General features: G+C 68.9%; 16 protein-coding genes. 11 read left to right on the top strand and 5 right to left on the bottom strand.

What is annotated here, in order from left to right:
* Window positions 1-7 precede the first annotated feature (7 nt).
* Window positions 8-1,480: an adenosylhomocysteinase gene (ahcY, locus tag BKN51_RS27770; protein WP_101610449.1), complete on the top strand. Its 1,473-nt coding sequence runs from the start codon at window positions 8-10 to the stop codon at window positions 1,478-1,480.
* A gap of 61 nt (window positions 1,481-1,541) precedes the next feature.
* Here the strand turns inward: ahcY and BKN51_RS27765 are convergent, their stop codons facing one another.
* Window positions 1,542-2,537 carry a hypothetical protein gene (locus tag BKN51_RS27765; RefSeq protein ID WP_101610448.1) on the bottom strand — a complete coding sequence of 332 codons (996 nt, stop codon included), beginning with the start codon at window positions 2,535-2,537 and terminating at the stop codon, window positions 1,542-1,544.
* Between the two features lie 250 nt (window positions 2,538-2,787).
* On the opposite strand from BKN51_RS27765, the gene BKN51_RS27760 reads away from it, so the two are divergent.
* From BKN51_RS27760 to BKN51_RS27750, 3 genes are all read left to right on the top strand, one after another.
* A complete protein-coding gene (locus BKN51_RS27760) occupies window positions 2,788-3,357 on the top strand; it encodes a papain-like cysteine protease family protein (protein ID WP_101610447.1) in 570 nt (189 codons plus the stop codon).
* Window positions 3,354-4,130: a hypothetical protein gene (locus BKN51_RS27755; protein WP_101610446.1), complete on the top strand. Its 777-nt coding sequence runs from the start codon at window positions 3,354-3,356 to the stop codon at window positions 4,128-4,130. Before BKN51_RS27760 ends, BKN51_RS27755 begins: the two co-directional genes overlap by 4 nt.
* A gap of 141 nt (window positions 4,131-4,271) precedes the next feature.
* Window positions 4,272-4,904, top strand: coding sequence for a dTMP kinase (locus BKN51_RS27750; protein WP_174720560.1), 633 nt, complete (start codon window positions 4,272-4,274; stop codon window positions 4,902-4,904).
* Here the strand turns inward: BKN51_RS27750 and BKN51_RS27745 are convergent.
* From BKN51_RS27745 to BKN51_RS27730, 4 genes are all read right to left on the bottom strand, one after another.
* The gene (locus BKN51_RS27745) at window positions 4,901-6,013 is read right to left on the bottom strand and encodes an aromatic ring-hydroxylating oxygenase subunit alpha (RefSeq protein ID WP_101610444.1); all 1,113 of its coding nucleotides are present in this window, start codon (window positions 6,011-6,013) and stop codon (window positions 4,901-4,903) included. The genes BKN51_RS27750 and BKN51_RS27745 overlap by 4 nt on opposite strands.
* Window positions 6,010-7,155 (bottom strand): N-methyl-L-tryptophan oxidase, encoded by a 1,146-nt coding sequence (gene solA, locus BKN51_RS27740; RefSeq protein WP_101610443.1) that lies wholly within the window; start codon window positions 7,153-7,155, stop codon window positions 6,010-6,012. The genes BKN51_RS27745 and solA overlap by 4 nt, the downstream gene beginning before the upstream one ends.
* Window positions 7,152-9,578, bottom strand: a complete 2,427-nt coding sequence (locus BKN51_RS27735) for a GcvT family protein (RefSeq protein WP_101610442.1) — start codon at window positions 9,576-9,578, stop codon at window positions 7,152-7,154. The genes solA and BKN51_RS27735 overlap by 4 nt, the downstream gene beginning before the upstream one ends.
* 269 nt (window positions 9,579-9,847) lie before the next feature.
* Window positions 9,848-10,633, bottom strand: a complete 786-nt coding sequence (locus tag BKN51_RS27730; protein WP_101610441.1) for an IclR family transcriptional regulator — start codon at window positions 10,631-10,633, stop codon at window positions 9,848-9,850.
* A gap of 153 nt (window positions 10,634-10,786) precedes the next feature.
* On the opposite strand from BKN51_RS27730, the gene BKN51_RS27725 reads away from it, so the two are divergent.
* From BKN51_RS27725 to hpf, 7 genes are all read left to right on the top strand, one after another.
* Complete coding sequence (locus BKN51_RS27725) at window positions 10,787-11,104, top strand: bifunctional 3-phenylpropionate/cinnamic acid dioxygenase ferredoxin subunit (RefSeq protein ID WP_101610440.1); 318 nt, start codon at window positions 10,787-10,789, stop codon at window positions 11,102-11,104.
* The gene (locus tag BKN51_RS27720; protein ID WP_101610439.1) at window positions 11,101-12,228 is read left to right on the top strand and encodes an NAD(P)/FAD-dependent oxidoreductase; all 1,128 of its coding nucleotides are present in this window, start codon (window positions 11,101-11,103) and stop codon (window positions 12,226-12,228) included. Before BKN51_RS27725 ends, BKN51_RS27720 begins: the two co-directional genes overlap by 4 nt.
* A 111-nt stretch (window positions 12,229-12,339) precedes the next feature.
* Entirely contained in the window at window positions 12,340-13,017 is a 678-nt protein-coding gene (gene mtrA / locus BKN51_RS27715; RefSeq protein ID WP_005150760.1) for an MtrAB system response regulator MtrA, read from the top strand.
* A 43-nt stretch (window positions 13,018-13,060) separates the two neighbouring features.
* Complete coding sequence (gene mtrB / locus BKN51_RS27710; RefSeq protein ID WP_174720459.1) at window positions 13,061-14,743, top strand: MtrAB system histidine kinase MtrB; 1,683 nt, start codon at window positions 13,061-13,063, stop codon at window positions 14,741-14,743.
* On the top strand, window positions 14,740-16,467 hold the full coding sequence (locus tag BKN51_RS27705) for an LpqB family beta-propeller domain-containing protein (RefSeq protein ID WP_101610437.1): 1,728 nt from the start codon (window positions 14,740-14,742) through the stop codon (window positions 16,465-16,467). Before mtrB ends, BKN51_RS27705 begins: the two co-directional genes overlap by 4 nt.
* A gap of 409 nt (window positions 16,468-16,876) precedes the next feature.
* Complete coding sequence (locus tag BKN51_RS27700) at window positions 16,877-17,515, top strand: ComF family protein (protein WP_101613492.1); 639 nt, start codon at window positions 16,877-16,879, stop codon at window positions 17,513-17,515.
* A 543-nt stretch (window positions 17,516-18,058) separates the two neighbouring features.
* Window positions 18,059-18,751 (top strand): ribosome hibernation-promoting factor, HPF/YfiA family, encoded by a 693-nt coding sequence (gene hpf, locus BKN51_RS27695; RefSeq protein WP_101610435.1) that lies wholly within the window; start codon window positions 18,059-18,061, stop codon window positions 18,749-18,751.
* Window positions 18,752-18,868: the final 117 nt, after the last annotated feature.

Below are 18,868 nucleotides of genomic sequence, written 5' to 3'. Positions count from 1 at the left end.
CGCGCATATGACCCCCGAAAGCGTTGCCAAGCGGCACGACACCCGCAACGGCATCGAGTTCGCCGTCGCCGATCTCGAGGCCGCCGAGTTCGGCCGCAAGGAGATCCGCCTCGCCGAGCACGAGATGCCGGGCCTGATGGCGCTGCGCCGCGAGTACGCCGAGGTGTATCCCCTGCGGGGAGCCCGGGTTTCGGGCTCGCTGCACATGACGGTACAGACCGCGGTCCTGATCGAAACCCTCGTCGCACTGGGTGCCGAGGTGCGCTGGGCCTCCTGCAACATCTTTTCCACGCAGGATCACGCCGCCGCGGCGATCGTCGTCGGCCCGCACGGCACCGCCGAGGAGCCCAAGGGCGTCCCGGTGTTCGCCTGGAAGGGCGAGTCGCTGGAGGAGTACTGGTGGTGCACCGAGCGGATGCTCACCTGGGACGGTGAGGGTCCCAACATGATCCTCGACGACGGCGGCGACGCCACCATGCTGGTGCACAAGGGAACCGAGTTCGAGAAGGCGGGCGTCGTCCCCTCCCCGGACGAGAACACCTCGGACGAGTTCCGCGTGTTCCTCCAGCTGCTGAGCGCCTCCGTCGCGGCCGACACCGGCAAATGGACCAAGATCGGCGAAGGCATCCGCGGTGTCACCGAGGAGACCACGACCGGCGTGCTGCGGCTCTACCAGCTCGCCGCAGCCGGTGAGCTGCTGTTCCCGGCGATCAACGTGAACGACGCCGTCACCAAGTCGAAGTTCGACAACCGCTACGGCATCCGGCACTCGCTGATCGACGGCATCAACCGCGGCACCGACGTCCTCATCGGCGGCAAGGTCGCGGTCGTCTGCGGTTACGGCGACGTCGGCAAGGGCGCCGCGGAATCGCTGCGCGGCCAGGGCGCGCGGGTGATCGTCACCGAGATCGACCCGATCTGCGCGCTGCAGGCGGCGATGGACGGCTACCAGGTCAAGAAGCTGGAGAACGTCCTCGGCGAGGCCGACCTCATCATCACGACCACCGGCAACAAGGACGTCGTGCTCATCGAGCACATGGCGCGGATGAAGCACCAGGCGATCCTCGGCAACATCGGCCACTTCGACAACGAGCTCGACATGGCGGGCCTGCAGCGCTACCCGGGCATCCGGCGCATCAACATCAAGCCGCAGGTCGACGAGTGGGTGTTCCCCGACGGCAAGAGCATCATCGTGCTGTCCGAGGGTCGTCTGCTGAACCTGGGCAACGCGACCGGGCACCCGTCGTTCGTGATGTCGAACAGCTTCTCCAACCAGGTGATCGCGCAGATCGAGCTGTTCACCAAGCACGAGGAGTACGACAAGGAGGTCTTCCGCCTCCCGAAGAAGCTCGACGAGAAGGTCGCGAAGATCCACCTCGACGCTCTCGGCGGCGAGCTCACGAAGCTGACCAAGGACCAGGCCGAGTACATCGACGTGGACGTCGAAGGTCCCTTCAAGACGGATCACTACCGGTACTGAGCTGCAATGAAGGGGACTTTCATTGCAAATTTCGCAATGAAAGTCCCCTTCATTGCACTCGCTAGCGCCACTCGACCTCGATGCCGGCCAGCCCCGGCCCGGCGTCGCTGAAGAACCCGCTGGTCACCCCGCCCATGTCGAGCGGCAGTTCTTCCGACTCGACGGGGACGGCGTCGTCGCGGGTCCGGAACTGCCGTGTGCAGCGGGCGGGCAGCGCGCCGAGCGCGAACTTCAGCTGCACCAGATAGCTCGCGCACTGATCCCGCAGCATCCGGAAGTACCCGGGCGACGCGGTGCCGGAGTCGTCACGGACCTCGAAGCAGAACACGTGGATCTCGCCCTCGGCGAGCTTCCGGTCGAAGAGCAGTTCGGTCGCCATCGTCTCGGCCTCGGCGTTGCGCCGGATCCGGCCGACGCGGCAGCCCTCGGCGGTGATCAGGTCGACGTCGCCGATGTGGCAGCCGGGGTCGCCGTTGTAGACGGTGACGTACCGGTCCGGGCCGTGACGCCGCGCGCGGCACACCAGCCGGGTGTGGAGGGCGATCTGCCGGTGCGCGGCGTCGAAGGTGATCGTGTCGTGCACCGAAAGCATCTCGAGGTCGGCGTTGTACCGATTGGACGACGGGTACGCGCCCAGCTCCGCCAGCAGCTGATCGACGATCGATCCCATGTCGCCGGACCGGATGTCGTGGAACGACGCGGCCATCTGGTGCCCGCGCGCCCGCGCCGTCCGCGGGCCGATCAGCACGACGAGCGCGTCCGCGGGCAGTTGCAGCACCGATTCGAGCGCGCGGACCGCCGGGAGCGCCTTGGGTACCTCCGGCTGGCGCAATCCGCGTTGCCAGTAGCTCAGGGTCGACTGTCCGATTTGGACGCCGCGGAGTCCGAGATGGGCGCGGAGCCGGGCGAGCGAGAGGCCGCGATAGGCGATCGCCTGCCGCAGCGCGTGGTGGAATTCGCCGCTGCGCAAGGCCTCGACGAGCTCCTTGGGCAGGGTTTCGAGCGGTTGACGACGCGTGCCGTCGATGATCGTCGGGGTGTCCCCGTCTCGTGTCACCGCTCGTCCCTTCACCAGACCAGTGTGTGCGCTGAGCGTGAACACCGCGGAACGTTCACGTTAGCAGCGCACTGTGAACACTACGTCCCCCGTTCGGGGTGGTTGACCCCGGAAGAGTGACCGTTCCGGGGTGTGGAAACGCCCCGGAACGGTCCGTTCCACCGAGTGCCCATCTTGCTCTGTGTGAGCCTGCTGTTCACCGTTGTGACCACATTGGTTCGCCATGGTGACCAGGAGGCCCGTTGTGCCTGTGTTCTCGAGGAGGGTTTGCGCCGCGGGCGCCGCGAGTCTCGTGGCGTGGCTCGCGGTCCAGTCCCCGGCGAGCGCCCTGCCCCAGCCGCCTGCCCACCGGAACCCCATCGCCATGCAGGTGCAGCAGAAGTCCCAGTGGTGCTGGGTGGCTTCCGGCAACACCATCGCGGCACACCACGGTGTGACCGTCGCCCAGAACGAATTCTGCCGGATCGCTCACGACGAGCGCCGCCCGGAGTGCGCCGACCGCCCCGGAACGCTGGGTGACGTCCGGCGCGCCTTCGGCAAGCTGGGCTTCTCGGCCCCGGGGAACTACCTCAAGAGCCGCATCTCCTACGCCGACGTCCAGGCGCAGACCGGTGCGGACCGGCCGGTGCAGACCCGGGTCGGCTGGGCTTCGGGCGGCGGCCACATGCACGTGCTCTACGGCGCCGACGCCGGCCGGAAGTGGGTCTCGTGGGGGGATCCACTGCCCACCGGTAACCGCTACAACTGGTCGACCTACGACTTCTACGCCGGCAACAAGTCCTTCACCTGGACGCACACTCTCACCGGGATCCGGCGATGAGCGCGCGGCGGTTCCTCGGGCTCGCCGGGCTGGTCGCGGTCACCCTGCTGATCTCGGCGCCCGGAGCGCGCGCGGACCAACTGTCGAGTGAAGATCTCGCGGCCGCGAAGGCGGCGGCCGACGACCCCACTCTGCGTGCCGAAATCGGCCGCTTCTTCACACAGACGGGTGGTTCGAGCCGCACGCCGTCGGTCAGCGTTGTCCACGTCGCCGACAAAACCTTCCCGGTTTACGAGCTTTCGAGGGATTTCGTCGCCGGTGACGGCGCGGTCGCCGGACAGCTCGCTTACGTCGCCGTCCCGGTGACGGCGTCCGACGGGCAGACCGCGACAGTCTGGTCGGTCCGCGGCGACGACGGTGCCTGGCGCGTCGGCAACATCGCGTCGGGCGACCGGGAAGGCGCACTGGCCCGGCGGTTGCCCGAAGGCGCCACGCTGCTTCACGAACCCCAGGTCGACGCCTGGTACGCGCTGCGCGACGGCCGGGTGACGCTGCTCGACTCGGGCGCCAGCGGTTACGCGGCCGGTGCTTCGGCGACCCTCGCGGAGTACCAGAAGACGGTCTCCGGCCGGTACGGCGCGATGCTCGCGAACTCGCCGTACGCCCAAGAAGGCAAGGCCGGCGGCTACAACGCCCAAGTGATGCCCCGCGGCGACGGCGGCCCCGCGCCCGATGCGCAGGACACCGGCTTCGTCCCGCTGCTGATCTTCGGCGGCCTGCTCCTCATCGGTGTCGCCGGCTTCTTCCTGCACTCGAAGAGGCGCATCCCCTAGCGGACCGGTGGGCCGGACGTGTGCTGACCCCGTCTGGCCCGCCGGTCGACCACGGCGCCCTAATCCATCCATGCCCCCGCCGCCGCCCTCAACCGAACCGCTTCGCGGTGCTGGTCATATTCTGTGCGTGTGGGACGACTCGTGGTGATCGAAGGTCTGGACGGCGCGGGCAAGCGCACGCTCGCCGACGCGCTGACCGGTGCGCTGAACGCGGCCGGTGCGAGCGTCACGTCCATCGCGTTTCCGCGCTACGGCGAAAGCGTGCACGCCGACCTGGTGAAGGAAGCGCTGCACCGCGGGCACGGCGACCTCGCCGACTCCGTCTACGGCATGGCGATGCTCTACGCGCTCGACCGGCGGGGCGCGGGCGACGAGATCCGCGACCGGCTCGGCGATCACGACGTCGTGCTGCTCGACAGGTACGTCGCGTCGAACGCCGCGTACGGCGCCGCCCGGCTCCACCAGGGCGCGGACGGCGAGTTCGTGCGATGGCTCCGTGAACTGGAGATCGACCGTTTCGGCCTTCCGGTGCCCGTCGCGCATCTGCTGCTGCGGGTCACCGCCGACGTCGCCGCCGACCGCGCGCAGCGCCGCGCGGAGAGCGACGCCGACCGCGCGCGGGATTCCTTCGAGACCGACGACGCGCTCCAGAAGCGATGCTCGGTGGTCTACGACGAACTCGCCGCGACGGGCTGGCTCGCGCCCTGGCACGTTCTCGACGGCGTCGCCGGTGTGGACACCCCCGCGCTGGCCACCGGCCTGCTCCGCGATTAGTCCTCTAGTCGCGAGAGCAGCCAGTCGTGGAACTCGCCGATGTGGTGTTCGGACGGCATCAGCACCCCGCCGCCGCGGTAGGCACGGGACGCCATCGCGGGCTGGCAGCGTTCGCACGCGTCGAAGTCCTGCTCGTTGACGCGGTGGAACAGCTCCACCGACCGTGACACGTCCCGGCCCGACGCCACGACCTCCGGCGAATAGAGCCAATCGCATTCGACGACCGTCCGGTCCGGCGCGAGCGGGTACATCCGGTGGAAGATCACGTGGTCCGGCACCAGGTTCACGAACACCTGCGGCCGGATGGTGATCGCGTAGTACCGCCTGTCCTGTTCGCTCGCGACACCGTCCAGCCGCCCGAAGCCCGAACCGCCGTCGATGGTGAACCCGTCGACGTCCTCGCCGAACTCCGCGCCGTGCCCGACGTAGTACTGCGCCGCGTACCCGCCGGTGAACTCCGGCAGCACCTCGGTCAGTTCGGGATGGATCGTCGCGCAGTGGTAGCACTCCATGAAGTTCTCGACGATCAGTTTCCAGTTCGCCTTGACGTCGTAGGTGATCCGCCGCCCGACCGAGAGCCCGTCGAGGCCGTACCGCTCGATCGCTTCCAGCTCGCCGAGCCTGTCCCGCACCGCGCCTTCGACGTCGGCCTCGAACGACGGCGGGTCCGCGGCGAGGCAGACCCACGCGTAGCCCAGCCATTCCCGCAGGTGCACGGTGTGCAGCCCGTACTCGGCGCGGGAGATGTCCGGGAGGCTCGCCAGGTTCGGCGCCGCGATCAGCTTCCCGTCGAGTCCGTAGGTCCAGGCGTGGTACGCGCACTGGAACGCGCGTCTCACCGTGCCCTTCTCCTCGGTGCACAGCCGGGCGCCACGATGGCGGCAGACGTTGAGGAACGCGCGCAGCCCGCCGTCACGCGCCCGGGTGACGATCACGCTCTCCCGGCCGACCTGGACGGTCCGGAAGTCCCCGGGAGACGGCAGGTCCGCCGCCCGCACCGCGCAGAACCATCCGAGTTCGAAGATCTTTTCCTGCTCCGCCGCGAAGATCCCGGGATCGGTGTAGTACCGGCCGCCCAGGGTCGGGATCAGTGGTTCGGCGCGGGTCATCGGGCCACCCCGGTCAGCCGGGCGGGGTCGAACAGGGCGATCGGATGCGCGGTGGTGCCGTCCACCACCAGGTCGGCGAGCACCTCGCCGACCACCGGGACGAATTTGAAGCCGTGCCCGGAGAACCCGCAGGCGACCACGACGCGATCGCGGGTGGGATGGCGCGCGATGACGAAGTGCTCGTCGGGGGTGTTCGTGTACATACAGGTCGCCGCGCGCAGGAACCCGCCGGGCAGCGACGGCAGCTTCCGGCCGACGAACTCCGAGATCGTGTCGATCTCTTCGGCGTGCACCGTCCGGTCGATGGTCTCCGGCGTGCAGGTCTCGCCGCCGCGGAAGAACGCGACCTTCACGCTCCCGGTGTCGTCGTGCGAGGGGAAACCGTAGAACTGGCGACCGTTCTCGCCTTCCCAGACATAGATCGGATGCCGTTCCGCACGGAACGGCTCCGCCCCGCCCGACGGCGCGAACCAGTACTGGACCTGGCGTTCGACGGTGAACTCGACGCCGAGTTCGGTGAGCAGCCGCGGAGCCCAGGCACCGGGGCAGATCACCAGCTGGTCCGCCGTGTAGAAGTTCTGCGCCGTCCCGACCCGGACGCCGGTGGAGGTCTGGTGCCACGAAAGGACCTTCTCCTCGTGGTGCAGATCCGCCCCGGCCCGCGCGGCGAGCTGGAGATGTGCCGCCACACTGCCTTCCGGCACCACGAAACCGGCGTTCTCCTCGTACAGCGCGATCTCGTGGTCGGCCGGGCGCATCGTCGGGAACCGGCGCCGGATCTCGGGCGCGTCCAGGATCTCGTGCGGCAGCTCCCATTTCCGTGCGCTGGCCAGGCTTCCCGACACCGTCCGCGAGTCAGGCCCGCCGAGCATGATCCCGCCGCAGCGGGTGAAGATCTTCCGGCCGGAGTCGCGTTCGATCCCGTCCCACAGTTCGTGCGCCCGCAACAGCAGCGGGACGTACGCGGGATCCTCGAAGTACGCCTGCCGCGTGACCCGCGAGCCACCGTGGCTGGACCCGAGGTTGTGCACCGGCGCGAACTGGTCGATGCCCAGCACCCGCTGCCCCCGCCGGGCGAGCCGGTACGCGGCCGCGCTGCCCATCCCGCCGAGGCCGATGACGATGACGTCGTAAGGACTCATGCGGCGCTCCTGATCCGGCTCATCCCGGCGTCGAACAGCGGTTCACCGGCCACGACGGCGGGGATCCGCTCGCCGAAGTACTCGATCTCGAGCGGTCTGCCCGGTACGGACAGTCCGGCGGGAAGCCAGGCGTACGCGATGTTCTTGCCGACGGTGTAGCCGTACGCGGCGCTGGTGACGTACCCGGCCGGACGGCCGTCGGCGTACACCGGCTCCTTGCCGAGGACGACGGAATACGGGTCGTCGACGGTGAGACAGGTCAGTTTCCTGGTGACCGTCTCCTCCGAGCGGCCCGCCAGCGCGTCCCGTCCGATGAAGTAGCCCTTGTCCATCCGGACGGCGAACCCGAGGCCCGCCTCGTACGGGTCGTGCTCGGCGGTGACGTCCGTGCCCCACAGGCGGTACCCCTTCTCCAGCCGCATGCTGGAGAACGCGTCGCGTCCGGCGGCGATGATCCCGTGCCGCCGCCCGGCGTCGGAGAGCGTGTCCCACAGTTCGCGGCCGAGATCGGCGCTGGTGTACAGCTCCCAGCCGAGTTCGCCCACATAGGACAGTCGCATCGCGGTCACCGGCACCAGGCCGACGTACGCCTGTTTCGTCTTGAAGTAGCCCATCGCCCGGTGTGAGAAGTCCGTTGTGGACAGTGGTTGCAGCACCGCCCTGGCGAGCGGCCCCCACAGGCCGATGCAGCAGGTCCCCGGGGTGGTCTCGTGGATCTGCGCGGCGCCGTCGCCGGGCAGATGCCGTCGCAGCCAGTCGAGGTCGATGTTGCCGTTGACGCCCACCTGGAACCGCTCGGTGCCGAGTCTCGCCACCGTCAGGTCGCTGCGCACGCCGCCGTCCTCGCCGAGCAGCAGCGTGTAGGTGACCGAGCCGGGTTTCTTGTCGAGCTGGTTCGTGGTCATCGTCTGCAGGAACGGCAACGCGCCCGGGCCGGTGACCTCGACGCGTTTCAGCGGCGTCATGTCGAACATCGCGACCCGCCGCCGCGCGACCAGCGCTTCGGCGCCGCCGATCGGGGACCAGTACCGCGCGGCCCAGTCGTTGCGCGCCGGGATGCTCTCCACCTCGGGGAGGTCCGCGTTCGCCTCGTACCAATGCGGCCGCTCCCAGCCGCCCGCTTCGAGGAAGAACGCGCCGAGTCCGGCTTGCCGCTCGTAGAACGGGCTCGTCCGCAGCGGCCGCGGTTCTTCCATGGGCTGTAAGGGATGGACGATGTCGTACACCTCGGCGAAGCTCTGGCAACTGCGCGCCATGACGTGGTCCGGGGCCAGCTGGACTCGCTCGAACCGGGCGAGGTCGCAACCGTGCAGATCTGCTTCGGCCTGCCCGTCGACCAGCCACTGCGCCATCGCCCGCGCGACACCGGCCGAATGCGTGATCCAGACGGCTTCGGCCACCCAGAATCCGTCGAGGTCCGGGTGCTCGCCCAGCAGCGGCATCCCGTCCGGGGTGAAGGAGAACAGGCCGTTGATGCCCTCTTCGACCTTGGTCTCGCTCAGCGACGGCAGCAGGCCGACGGCGGCGGCCCAGGACTCCTCGAAGTCCGCCGGGGTGAATGCGAGTTCGGAAGGCATGCCCTCACCGGCGCCGATCTCGTTGGCGGGCAACGGCATCGGCCGGTGCCCGTACGCGCCGATGCCGATCCGGTCGCCGTGTTCACGGAAGTAGAGGTCGGCGTCCTGATGCCGCAGGATCGGCCGGGTCGTGCCGGTGAGCCCCGGCAGGGGACTGGTGCGGGCGTACTGGTGAGCCATCGGGACCAGCGGGATCGTGAGGCCCACCAGTTCACCGACCACCGGGCCCCACATGCCGGCGCACGAGAGCACGATGTCCGCGCGGAAGCTCCCGGTCTCGGTGGTGACGCCGGTGACCCGCCCGCCCGCGCTTTCGACGCCGACGACCTTCTGGCGCGCGAGGAACTTCGCGCCACGCCCGATCGCGCGGCGGGCCTGCGCCTCGGCCGCGGGCAGTGGGGTGGCCAGCCCGTCGGAGGGGATGTGGAACCCGCCGAGCACCCTGGCCGGATCGAGCAGCGAATGCAGCGCGGCGCATTCGGCCGGGTCGATCAGCCTGCTCTCGATGCCCGACGCGGTCGCCCAGCCGTGCCGCCGCTTGAGATCGGCGAGCCGCTCCGGCGTCGTGGCCACCTCCAGCCCGCCGACCGGCCGGAAACACGGCTGCCCGTCGAGGTCGAGCGCGCCGTACTTGCCGACGGTGTACTGGGCGAATCCGGTCATCGTGCGGCAGGCGTTGGTCTGGAAGACCAGGCCGGGCGCGTGCGAACTGGACCCACCGGTGGTGAACAGGTCGCCCTGTTCCAGCACGGTGAGGTCGGTCCAGCCGCGTTCGGTCAGTTCGTCGGCGATCGCGCAGCCGACGATGCCGGCGCCGATCACGACCACACGGGGTCTGAGGGCCATGGTGAGGGAACCTCCTGCCTGCCCGGTGAGTCCACAAAGGACACGCGGGCATCGGGGTGACAGGCGCTGTTGCGGATGAGGCACGTTGTTCCGTCTTCAGCAACAAAGTGCGGCACGTGCCGCCGCGCTGTCAAGAGCCCGAAGCGGTCGCCCTCTTCAACTCGCGCGTGCTATGAAAGTCCCCTTCATTGCAAAATTTGCAATGAACAAAATTTGCAATGAAGGGGACTTTCATTGCACGGGTGAAGGGCGTGAAAGGGCCGGTCACCTCACTCGGCGAAGTACCCCAGCTGTGCCGAAAGATCCGCCGAAGCCTCCGCCAGTGGCCGCACGATCTGCCGCACCCGCTGCTTCGAGAGCCGGTACGACGGGCCGGAAGCGCTCATCGCCGCGACGACGTCGCCGCCGGGGCCGAGCACCGGCACCGCGACCGCGTGCATCCCCAGCTCCAGTTCCTCGAAACAGGCCGCGTACCCGTCCTCGGCGACCCGCTCCAGTTCCGCGGTCAGCTCGTCGGGATCGACCGTGGTCCGCGGCGTGAACCGTTCGAGTTTCCGCCGGAGCAAACGTTTGCGCTCGACGTCCCCCAGGTGCGCGAGCAGCACCTTCCCGCTGGAGGTCGCGTGCAGGGGAGTGCGCTGACCGGTCCAGTTCTGCGTGCTGATCGCGGCCGACCCGCGGGCCTGGCTGACGTTGATCGCGACGCCGTCGTCGGCGATCGCGATGTTGACCGTCTCGCCGAGCGTCTCCGCCAGGCCCTGGCAGGTCTGCCTGCCCAGTTTCGCCAGGTCCATCCGGCCGGTGGCCGCGCCTGCCAGCCGGACGACGCCGAAGCCGATCGCGTATTTGCCGCGTTCGCCGAGCTGCTCGACGAGGCCGCGGTTCTCCAGGACGCTCAGCAGGCGGGAGGCGGTCGACTTGTGCACGCCGAGTTCGCCCGCGATCTCGGTGATCCCGGTTTCCCCGTTGCGCGCCAGCAGTTCCAGCACGCTGATCGCGCGATCGACGGACTGCACCTGACTGGGCGTTGCGTTCCCCGCGTCCTGGTTCCGCATGACGCAACAGTAGCCGTTTCGCCCCGATCCGCTCGGCTGAGTGGGCGAATCCCTTGACTCACCGGCCCCTCGGGGGTGATTGTTGCGCAGAGCACGTTCTGTCTCGTAATACGCAACATCAACAAACCGTCGGTCCTTTCCCCGGAGGCCCCGATGATCCGTGCCTGCTCCGTCTCCGAACTGCCCGAGGGCGAAGCTCTTCGCCTCGAAGGCCCCGTCCCCGTCTCGGTCTTCCACGCCGAGGGCGGCTATTACGCCCTGGACGACACCTGCACTCACCAGGACGCGTCGCTCGCCGACGGCTGGATCGAGGACTGTTTCGTCGAATGCCCGCTGCACGCCGCGCGGTTCGACCTGCGGACCGGCGTCCCGGATTGCCTGCCTGCCAAGAACGCCGTGCGCACGTACCCGGTCGTCGTCGCCGACGGGGTGATCTACGTGGACACCCGCGCTCAGCGGGACGTCGCTTGAGAACCGTCGCCGTCGTCGGGACCTCTCTGGCGGGACTCCGTTCGGCGCAGGAGTTGCGCGCGCAGGGTTTCGACGGACGGCTGGTGATGATCGGCGCCGAACCGCCGTACGACAGGCCACCACTGTCGAAGAACTTCTTGCTGGGCAAGGTTTCCGCCGACGACCTCGCGCTCGCCGGGCAAGACGATCTCGACGCGGAATGGCGTCTCGGTGTCCGTGCCGAGAAACTCGGTCGCGACGGAGTGACGCTCGAAGACGGCACCACGATCGTCGCGGACGGTTACGTCATCGCGACCGGCGCTGTCGCCAGAACCCTTGGTGCGGCCAGGTGTCTGAAAGGCGTTCACACGCTGCGGACGCTCGATGACGCCGTGTCGCTCAAACGGGAACTCGCGGCGGGGCCGGGTCCGGTGGTCGTCATCGGCGCGGGCTTCATCGGCGCGGAGGTCGCGTCCGCCTGCCGCCTGCTCGGGCACGACGTCACCGTGATCGAGGCGACGCCCGTTCCGCTCGCGTCGGTCGTCGGCCCGGAAATGGGCACGGTGTGCGCCGGATTGCACGCGGCGAGCGACGTCCGCCTGATCGCGGGCGTTCCCGTCGCCGGATTCGCCGGGACCGATCGCGTCACCGGCGTGCGGCTCGCCGACGGCCGGGAGATCCCCGCCGATCTCGTCGTCGCCGGAGTGGGGGCGCGACCGGTCACCGAATGGCTCACCGGCTCCGGGCTCGCCGTCGACGACGGGGTGCTGGTCGATTCCGGCTGTGTCACAGCGAATCCCCGAGTGATCGCGGTGGGTGACGTCGCGCGGTACCACTGCCTGCTGCGCGGCGGGCGGGTCCGCGCCGAACACTGGACCGCCGCCTGCGAGCAGGCGGGCGTCGCGGTCGCGAACCTGCTCGCCGGCTCGACCGTCACGCATTTCGCACGACACGGTTACTTTTGGTCCGATCAGTACGGACGGCGGCTCCAATTCGCCGGAGTGGCCACGGAAGACGTGCGGATCGCCGAAGGAGACGTCGCTTCGAAGCGTTTTGTCGCGACCTATCACCGCGGCGAAGCTCTGACCGGCGTCTTCGCGATCGACTCCGCGCGCCCGTTCACCAAGCTCCGGCGGGCCCTCTAGGGGCAGAAGACCCTACTCGGATGGAGCAATTTGCCCGATTCGATGATCTTTCTGGTGGTCACATCGCCGGGTCGCGCGCTCGCGCGGGGAAACTAGTGCGAACATAGGTTTATGAAGGCACGCGTTCTGGTCGTCGACGACGACCCTGCTCTCGCGGAGATGCTCACCATCGTGCTGCGTGGGGAGGGGTTCGACACAGCCGTCGTGGCCGACGGCTCACGGGCGCTGCCCGCGCTTCGTGAGCTGAAACCGGACTTGGTCCTCCTCGACCTCATGCTGCCCGGGATGAACGGCATCGACGTCTGCAAGGCGATCCGGGCCGAGTCCGGTGTGCCGATCGTCATGCTCACCGCCAAGAGCGACACCGTGGACATCGTCCTCGGGCTCGAGTCGGGCGCCGACGACTACGTGGTCAAGCCCTTCAAGCCGAAGGAGCTCGTGGCCCGCGTCCGCGCCCGGATGCGCCGCACCGAGGCCGAGCCCGCCGAGTCGCTGACGATCGGCGACCTCGCGATCGACGTCCCCGGCCACGAGGTGACGCGGGAGGGCAAGGCCATCCCGCTGACCCCGCTCGAGTTCGACCTCCTGGTCGCGCTGGCCAGGAAGCCCCGTCAGGTGTTCACCCGCGAGGTGCTCCTCGAGCAGGTGTGGGGTTATCGCCACGCCGCCGACACCCGCCTGGTGAACGTGCACGTCCAGCGTCTGCGCTCGAAGGTCGAGAAGGACCCGGAACACCCCGAGGTGGTGTTGACCGTTCGCGGCGTCGGGTACAAGGCCGGCCCGCCGTGACGACCCCATGAGCGGACGCTTGCCGAGGCTTGCCCAAACCACGATGCGCCACCTCCGGCGCATCGTGGTTTTCGTGCGCCGCAAGGTCGTCCTGTTCAACGACCTGTGGCGGCATTCGCTGCAGTTCCGGGTCACGGTGTCCACGCTGGCGCTGTCGTCGGCCGTGGTGTTCGTGCTGGGCATGGTGCTGCAGAACCAGATCACCGACAGGCTGCTCGAGACCAAGCAGAACGCGGCGATCGCGCAGACCAGGGCGGTCGTCGAGACCGCGGCCAGCGAGCTGGTCGGTGTCGGCACCGAGTCGCCCGAAGCGATGACGGCGCGGCTGAAGAACGCGCTGAAGAAGATCTCCAGCACGACGACGTCGCAGGACGGCGCCGGATCGGCCGCGGGCACCTTCGAACCGGTGCTGGTCGCGGGCGGCCGCGACCAGTCGAACACGCCGGCTTCCGCGGGTCCCTACGACCGGGTGCCCGTCCGGCTGCGCCAGTTCGTGGAGACCGAGCAGGTCAGCTACCTGATGCACACGGTCACCGAACCGGACGGCGGCAAGACGACGTATCTGATCCTCGGCGCCCCGGTGACCACGATGATCAACCCGCTCCAGCTCTACCTGCTGTACCCGCTCACCAGCGAGCAGAACACCGTCTCGACCGTGCAGAACACGCTGCTCGTCGGCGGTCTCGTCCTGCTGCTCCTGCTGGCCGGGATCACGAACCTGGTCACCAGGCAGGTGGTCCGGCCGGTCCGGCAGGCCGCCGCGGCGGCCGAAGGATTCGCGGGCGGTGACCTCGATCAACGGCTCGCCGTGCTCGGCGAGGACGATCTGGCCAAACTCGCCGTGTCCTACAACGAGATGGCCGCGAGCATCCAGCGGCAGATCCGCCAGCTGGAGGACTTCGGCGGGCTGCAGCGCCGGTTCACCTCCGACGTCTCGCACGAACTGCGCACCCCGCTGACCACCGTCCGGATGGCCGCCGACGTGCTGCACGCGTCGCGCGAGCAGTTCCCGGCCGGGCTCGCCCGCTCCACCGAACTGCTGGTCGACGAGCTCGACCGCTTCGAGGCACTGCTCGGCGACCTGCTGGAGATCAGCAGGCTCGACGCGGGTGTCGAGGAGCTCTCGGCCGAACTGATCGACGTCCGGCCGATCGCGACCAGGGCCGTCGAACAGGTCAGGGTGATCGCGGGCAACGCGGGCAGTTCGGTCGAGCTGATCCTTCCGGACGAGGAGGCGGCCGCCGAGGTCGACGCGCGCCGCGTCGAGCGGATCCTGCGCAACCTGCTGGCCAACGCGGTCGACCACAGCGAAGGGAACCCGGTGGTGCTGACACTGGCGGTCAACGAGACCGCGGTCGCCATCACCGTGCGCGACCGCGGCGTCGGGCTCCGGCCCGGCGAAGCGGAACTGGTGTTCAACCGGTTCTGGCGGGCCGACCCGTCCCGCAACCGCCGCACCGGCGGCACCGGCCTCGGCCTGGCGATCAGCCAGGAAGACGCCCGGCTGCACGGCGGTGTGCTCGACGCGTGGGGCGAGACCGGTCACGGCGCCTGTTTCCGGCTCGTGCTGCCGCGCCAGCAGGACACGCCGATGGGGGAGAGTCCGCTGGTCCTGCCGCCGCCCGATCACAAACCGACCGATCCGCACGGTTTGTCCTCCGGACTGCTCGAAGTCCGCCCGGCACCCGACGCGATCCTCGCCGAACCCGAGGAGGTCGGCCGATGAAGCGGCTGTTGACCCTGCTCGCGGTGTTCCTGCTGGTCGCCGGCTGCGCGAACATCCCGCTCGAATCCCAGCCCGTCGTCGTTCCCGGGGACAAACCCGGACAGGCGCCGGTGGACGTCCCCGAGCCCGCGGCCGGGATCGACTCGCTGACCGTCACCCGCCAGTTCATCCGCAACTCCGCGACGCCGGGCACGGCGAACGCCGACGCGCGGGTCTACCTGGACGACGAAGCCCGGCGCAACTGGAAGCCGTCGCCGGGGCTGACGATCATCGACAACACCTTCGGCACCGTTTACGACACGTCGTCGCCGACGGGGGACCCGGACGAGCAGGTGGTGAACGTCCGCGGGTTCAAACTCGGCAACCTGAGCCCCGACAGCGCGTTCATCCCGCTCAAGACCGAGTACTCGCAGCAGTTCAAGCTGCGGAAGCAGCAGAACGGCCAGTGGCGGATCGTGGACCCGCCGCAGGAGCTCGCCGTCACCGACAAGGATTTCGCGACCAACTACTTCCGGGTGCCGATCAGCTTCTACTCGGCCGACTCCGGCACCTTCGTCCCCGATCTCCGGTACGTCGCGGCGAAACCGCAGGCCGGGCTGCCGGGCCGGGTGATGGACCTGGTGCTGCAAGGCCCGTCGGAAGGGCTGAAGGGCGCTGTCCAGGACCTGCTCGGTGACCAGGTCGCCACCGAGACCAACGTGCGCAGCACGGACGACGGGACACTGGACATCAACCTGACCGGGATCGGCGGGGCCAGCCTCGCGGACCGGAACCTGATCGCCGCGCAGATCGTCCTCTCCCTGCAGACGGTGACGCTGAGCCGGATCCGGCTGCTCGCCGACGGCAGCGCGCTGGTGCCGGGCAACGAATACTGGCGGGCCAGCGAACTGCTGCCCTACAACACGGAGATCGCCCCCAACTCGGAGCTGAAGGGGCTGATGACCGTGAACGGGCGGGTCCGGTCGCTCGGCGACGGGGCACCGGTCGGCGGCCCGGCGGGCAACGGCGGGTACAAGGTCGTCAGCGCCGCGCAATCCGTCGACGGGAAACGGCTCGCGGTGGTCGAAGAGCGCGACGGCAGGCAATGGCTCCGGGTCGGCGAACTGGACCGGGATCTCGCTTCGGTGGATCTGTTCGGCGGCAGCCTGAGCCGCCCCACCTGGCGGCCGGTCGCGCGGGGCGGCGGGGCTTCCGGCGAGGTCTGGACGGTCGTCGACCACAACACCGTCGCCAGGGTCACCCTGGCCGCGGACGGCCGCTGGGTGAAGGCCGGCGTCGACGCGACCCAGCTCACCGGGCTCGGCCAGATCACCGAACTGCGCCTTTCGCGTGACGGATCCCGGCTGGCCGCCGTGGTCAACGGGCAGCTGGTGGTCGCCTCGATCGTGCGGACGGCGGACTCGGTGGCGCTGCGCTCGCCGCGGAAGCTGCAGGAACGCGACCTCAAGGACGTCGTCGACGTCGACTGGGCGACCCAGGACCACCTGATCGCCGCGACGTCGTCGAGCACGCTGCCGGTGGTCAAGGTGCCGCTGGACGGGCAGCGGATGGACGCCTTCAACAGCTCGAACCTGACCCCGCCGGTCCACGGCGTCACCGCGGCGCCGAGCAGGCAGAACCTGGTCGCGGACGCGGGCGGGCTGTGGGTCGCGTCCGAACTGGGCGAGGTCTGGCGGCCGCAGGCGCACACGGTGACCGACGCGGACCCGTTCTACCCGGGCTGAGCATCCTGGTCAGGTCTCGTGAGTGGTAAGGACGGTTCTAACCGTCCTTACCACTCACGAGACCCGCCACGGGCCGGCACCTTTGGTCGTACTCCGCGCGCCCTTGCCCTCTCCGGAGGGGGAGCAAGGGACCTTTAGTATCGCTAGCTTTCCTAGCGACGCTAATCGACCGATCCTGGTCTGAAGGTCCGTGAAGGCCTCCTTCCCTACGCTCAAGGTAGGGAAGGAGGCCTTCACGGACCTTCGGACCTTCTCTTCGACTGCCTACCCGCCCGAGAGTCCCAACCCCGCGGCCTTCTCCTCGATTGCCCTCATGACAGGTCCCCTTAGGACGGAAAGCGTCCAAAAGGGACCTCTCGCGACACATCGGCCCCAGGAACTGTCGGTCCCCGCCGCCACCCTCGACGCCATGTCCAAACTCCTGGATCTCCTCATCCCCGCCCGCTGCGCGTCCTGCGGCGCCCCCGGCGCCCCTTGCTGCGCCACCTGTCAGACCGCTTGGGGTTCGCTCAGCGAGATCACCCGCGCCCCGACGGCCGGTCTCGTGCCCGTCTACGCCTTGGCCCGCTACGCCGACGAGGCCCGCCGCCTGATCCTCGCCTACAAGGAACGCGGCCGCCGCGATCTCGCCCCGTCCTTGGGCCGGGCCCTCGCCGAAGCCCTGGTCCACCTGCCAGGGCCGGAGCCGGAACGCTGCCTCGTCCCGGTCCCGTCGAGACGGCACGCCTCGCGGGTCCGAGGCGGCCCGCACGTCCGGCGGATGGCCGAGGAGTGCGTAAAAGTGCTGTCAAGCAAGGGAAAACCGGCGACGGTCGCGCCGGTGCTCGAACTCGGGGCCGGGGTTCGAGACGCCGCGCGGCTCACCCGTGCCGAGCGGGCGGTGAACCTCGACGGCCGCATCCGCCTCGTCCGAGGTGTTCACCCGTCGGAGGTCATTCTGCTTGACGACGTGATCACAACCGGAGCGACGGCCGCCGCTTGTGCGCGCCTATTGGACATAAGCGGAATTCACGTTTCCGCGGTGGTCGCGCTGGCCGCCGCCGGGTGATCACGGGGTCACCTACAAGAGTGATGAATGATCGGGAACGGGAATGGGTACAAGGACGTTGACGGGATATGAGGCAGCTTCCGGGGAACACTCCAACGGCTCGCCACTCCACCGGGGTGGCGGCGGATTCCCTTGGTGGCGTCACCCTCGGCTTTTTCCTGTCCGGAGGCTTGCGCCGTCCGCGTGAAAACAAATCACCGGGACGACGCCCGACAGGCCGGATTGTCCCGCTGGGCACGGTCCCTTCGTCGCGTGCGGTGACGGGGTCTCACGTCCTGATATCCCCCGGCTCGGGGGCTGTTGCTCGGGGCGTGTTGCAGCTAACGTGCAGCGCTATCAGCAATCCCGGCAGGCAGGGAGGTGACCAGCCCATGTCCCTGGCGCCGGAGCCGCGCTGAGTCCGCGCTCGGACATCCGACACGAGACGTCGTGGCCGCATGCCGAGTTCTCTCATCGCCCGCGATCCGGGCTTCGTCCCCGCTTTACCGGCGCCCTAGTGAACACATCTACAGCTCGCAGTCATTTCAGCGAGGGAGGTCGTGTATGGACATCGTCGTTAAGGGCCGCAACGTGGAGGTGCCCGACCACTATCGGGCACTCGTCAGCGAAAAGCTGGCCCGGCTAGAGCGCTACGACAAGAAGGTCATCCGATACGACGTGGAGCTCTTCCATGAGCCCAATCGCCGGCAGTCGAAGAACTGCCAGCGCGTCGAAATCACCGGGAAGGGCAGGGGCCCCGCCGTACGCGCCGAAGCGTGTGCGGGCGACTTCTACGCAGCGCTGGATTCCGCACTGAACAAGCTCGAGAACCGGTTGCGGAAGACACACGACCGCCGGCGCGTGCACTATGGCCGCAGCCGCCCGGAATCCGTCGCCGAGGCGACTTCGATGGCGGCCGCCGGTGGCATGACCACCGACACCCGACATCTCGCGGGTACCGCTGTACTCGAAGCGCCCGAGGCCGAACCCATGGCCAACGGTTTCGCTGTCGAGAGCGGTGACGACTTCGAGATGCCCCAGCAGCAGCGCTGGGATGACGGGGTGACCGAACACCAGCCCGGTCGCGTCGTCCGCGAGAAGAAGCATGACGCGGTTCCGATGACGGTCGACCAGGCTCTCTACGAGATGGAACTGGTCGGTCACGACTTCTACCTGTTCAACGACTCCGACGCCGGGTGCCCGAGCGTCGTCTACCGGAGGCGAGGCTTCGACTACGGCGTCATCCGGCTGAGTTAGCCGGCCCTCCGACACCATAAACGCCTACGACGGCGGCCCGCACGCGTTCGGCGTGCGGGCCGCCGTCTCGTCCGGATCCGGCGGGGCCCGCCCCGGTCTCGTCAGGTACCGACCGAC

The sequence above is a fragment of the Amycolatopsis sp. BJA-103 genome (assembly GCF_002849735.1).
GTDB lineage: Bacteria > Actinomycetota > Actinomycetes > Mycobacteriales > Pseudonocardiaceae > Amycolatopsis.
Note: the sequence above shows the minus strand (reverse complement) of the source record. Positions and strands in the feature narration are given on the sequence as shown.

Coding starts and splice junctions, on each gene's coding strand:
- BKN51_RS27755 (WP_101610446.1), top strand. CDS start 3,354: ATGAGCGCGCGGCGGTTCCTCGGGCTCGCCGGGCTGGTCGCGGTCACC.
- BKN51_RS27725 (WP_101610440.1), top strand. CDS start 10,787: ATGATCCGTGCCTGCTCCGTCTCCGAACTGCCCGAGGGCGAAGCTCTT.
- solA (WP_101610443.1), bottom strand. CDS start 7,155: ATGAGTCCTTACGACGTCATCGTCATCGGCCTCGGCGGGATGGGCAGC.
- mtrA (WP_005150760.1), top strand. CDS start 12,340: ATGAAGGCACGCGTTCTGGTCGTCGACGACGACCCTGCTCTCGCGGAG.
- BKN51_RS27735 (WP_101610442.1), bottom strand. CDS start 9,578: ATGGCCCTCAGACCCCGTGTGGTCGTGATCGGCGCCGGCATCGTCGGC.
- ahcY (WP_101610449.1), top strand. CDS start 8: ATGACCCCCGAAAGCGTTGCCAAGCGGCACGACACCCGCAACGGCATC.
- hpf (WP_101610435.1), top strand. CDS start 18,059: ATGGACATCGTCGTTAAGGGCCGCAACGTGGAGGTGCCCGACCACTAT.
- mtrB (WP_174720459.1), top strand. CDS start 13,061: ATGCGCCACCTCCGGCGCATCGTGGTTTTCGTGCGCCGCAAGGTCGTC.
- BKN51_RS27705 (WP_101610437.1), top strand. CDS start 14,740: ATGAAGCGGCTGTTGACCCTGCTCGCGGTGTTCCTGCTGGTCGCCGGC.
- BKN51_RS27745 (WP_101610444.1), bottom strand. CDS start 6,013: ATGACCCGCGCCGAACCACTGATCCCGACCCTGGGCGGCCGGTACTAC.
- BKN51_RS27700 (WP_101613492.1), top strand. CDS start 16,877: ATGTCCAAACTCCTGGATCTCCTCATCCCCGCCCGCTGCGCGTCCTGC.
- BKN51_RS27730 (WP_101610441.1), bottom strand. CDS start 10,633: ATGCGGAACCAGGACGCGGGGAACGCAACGCCCAGTCAGGTGCAGTCC.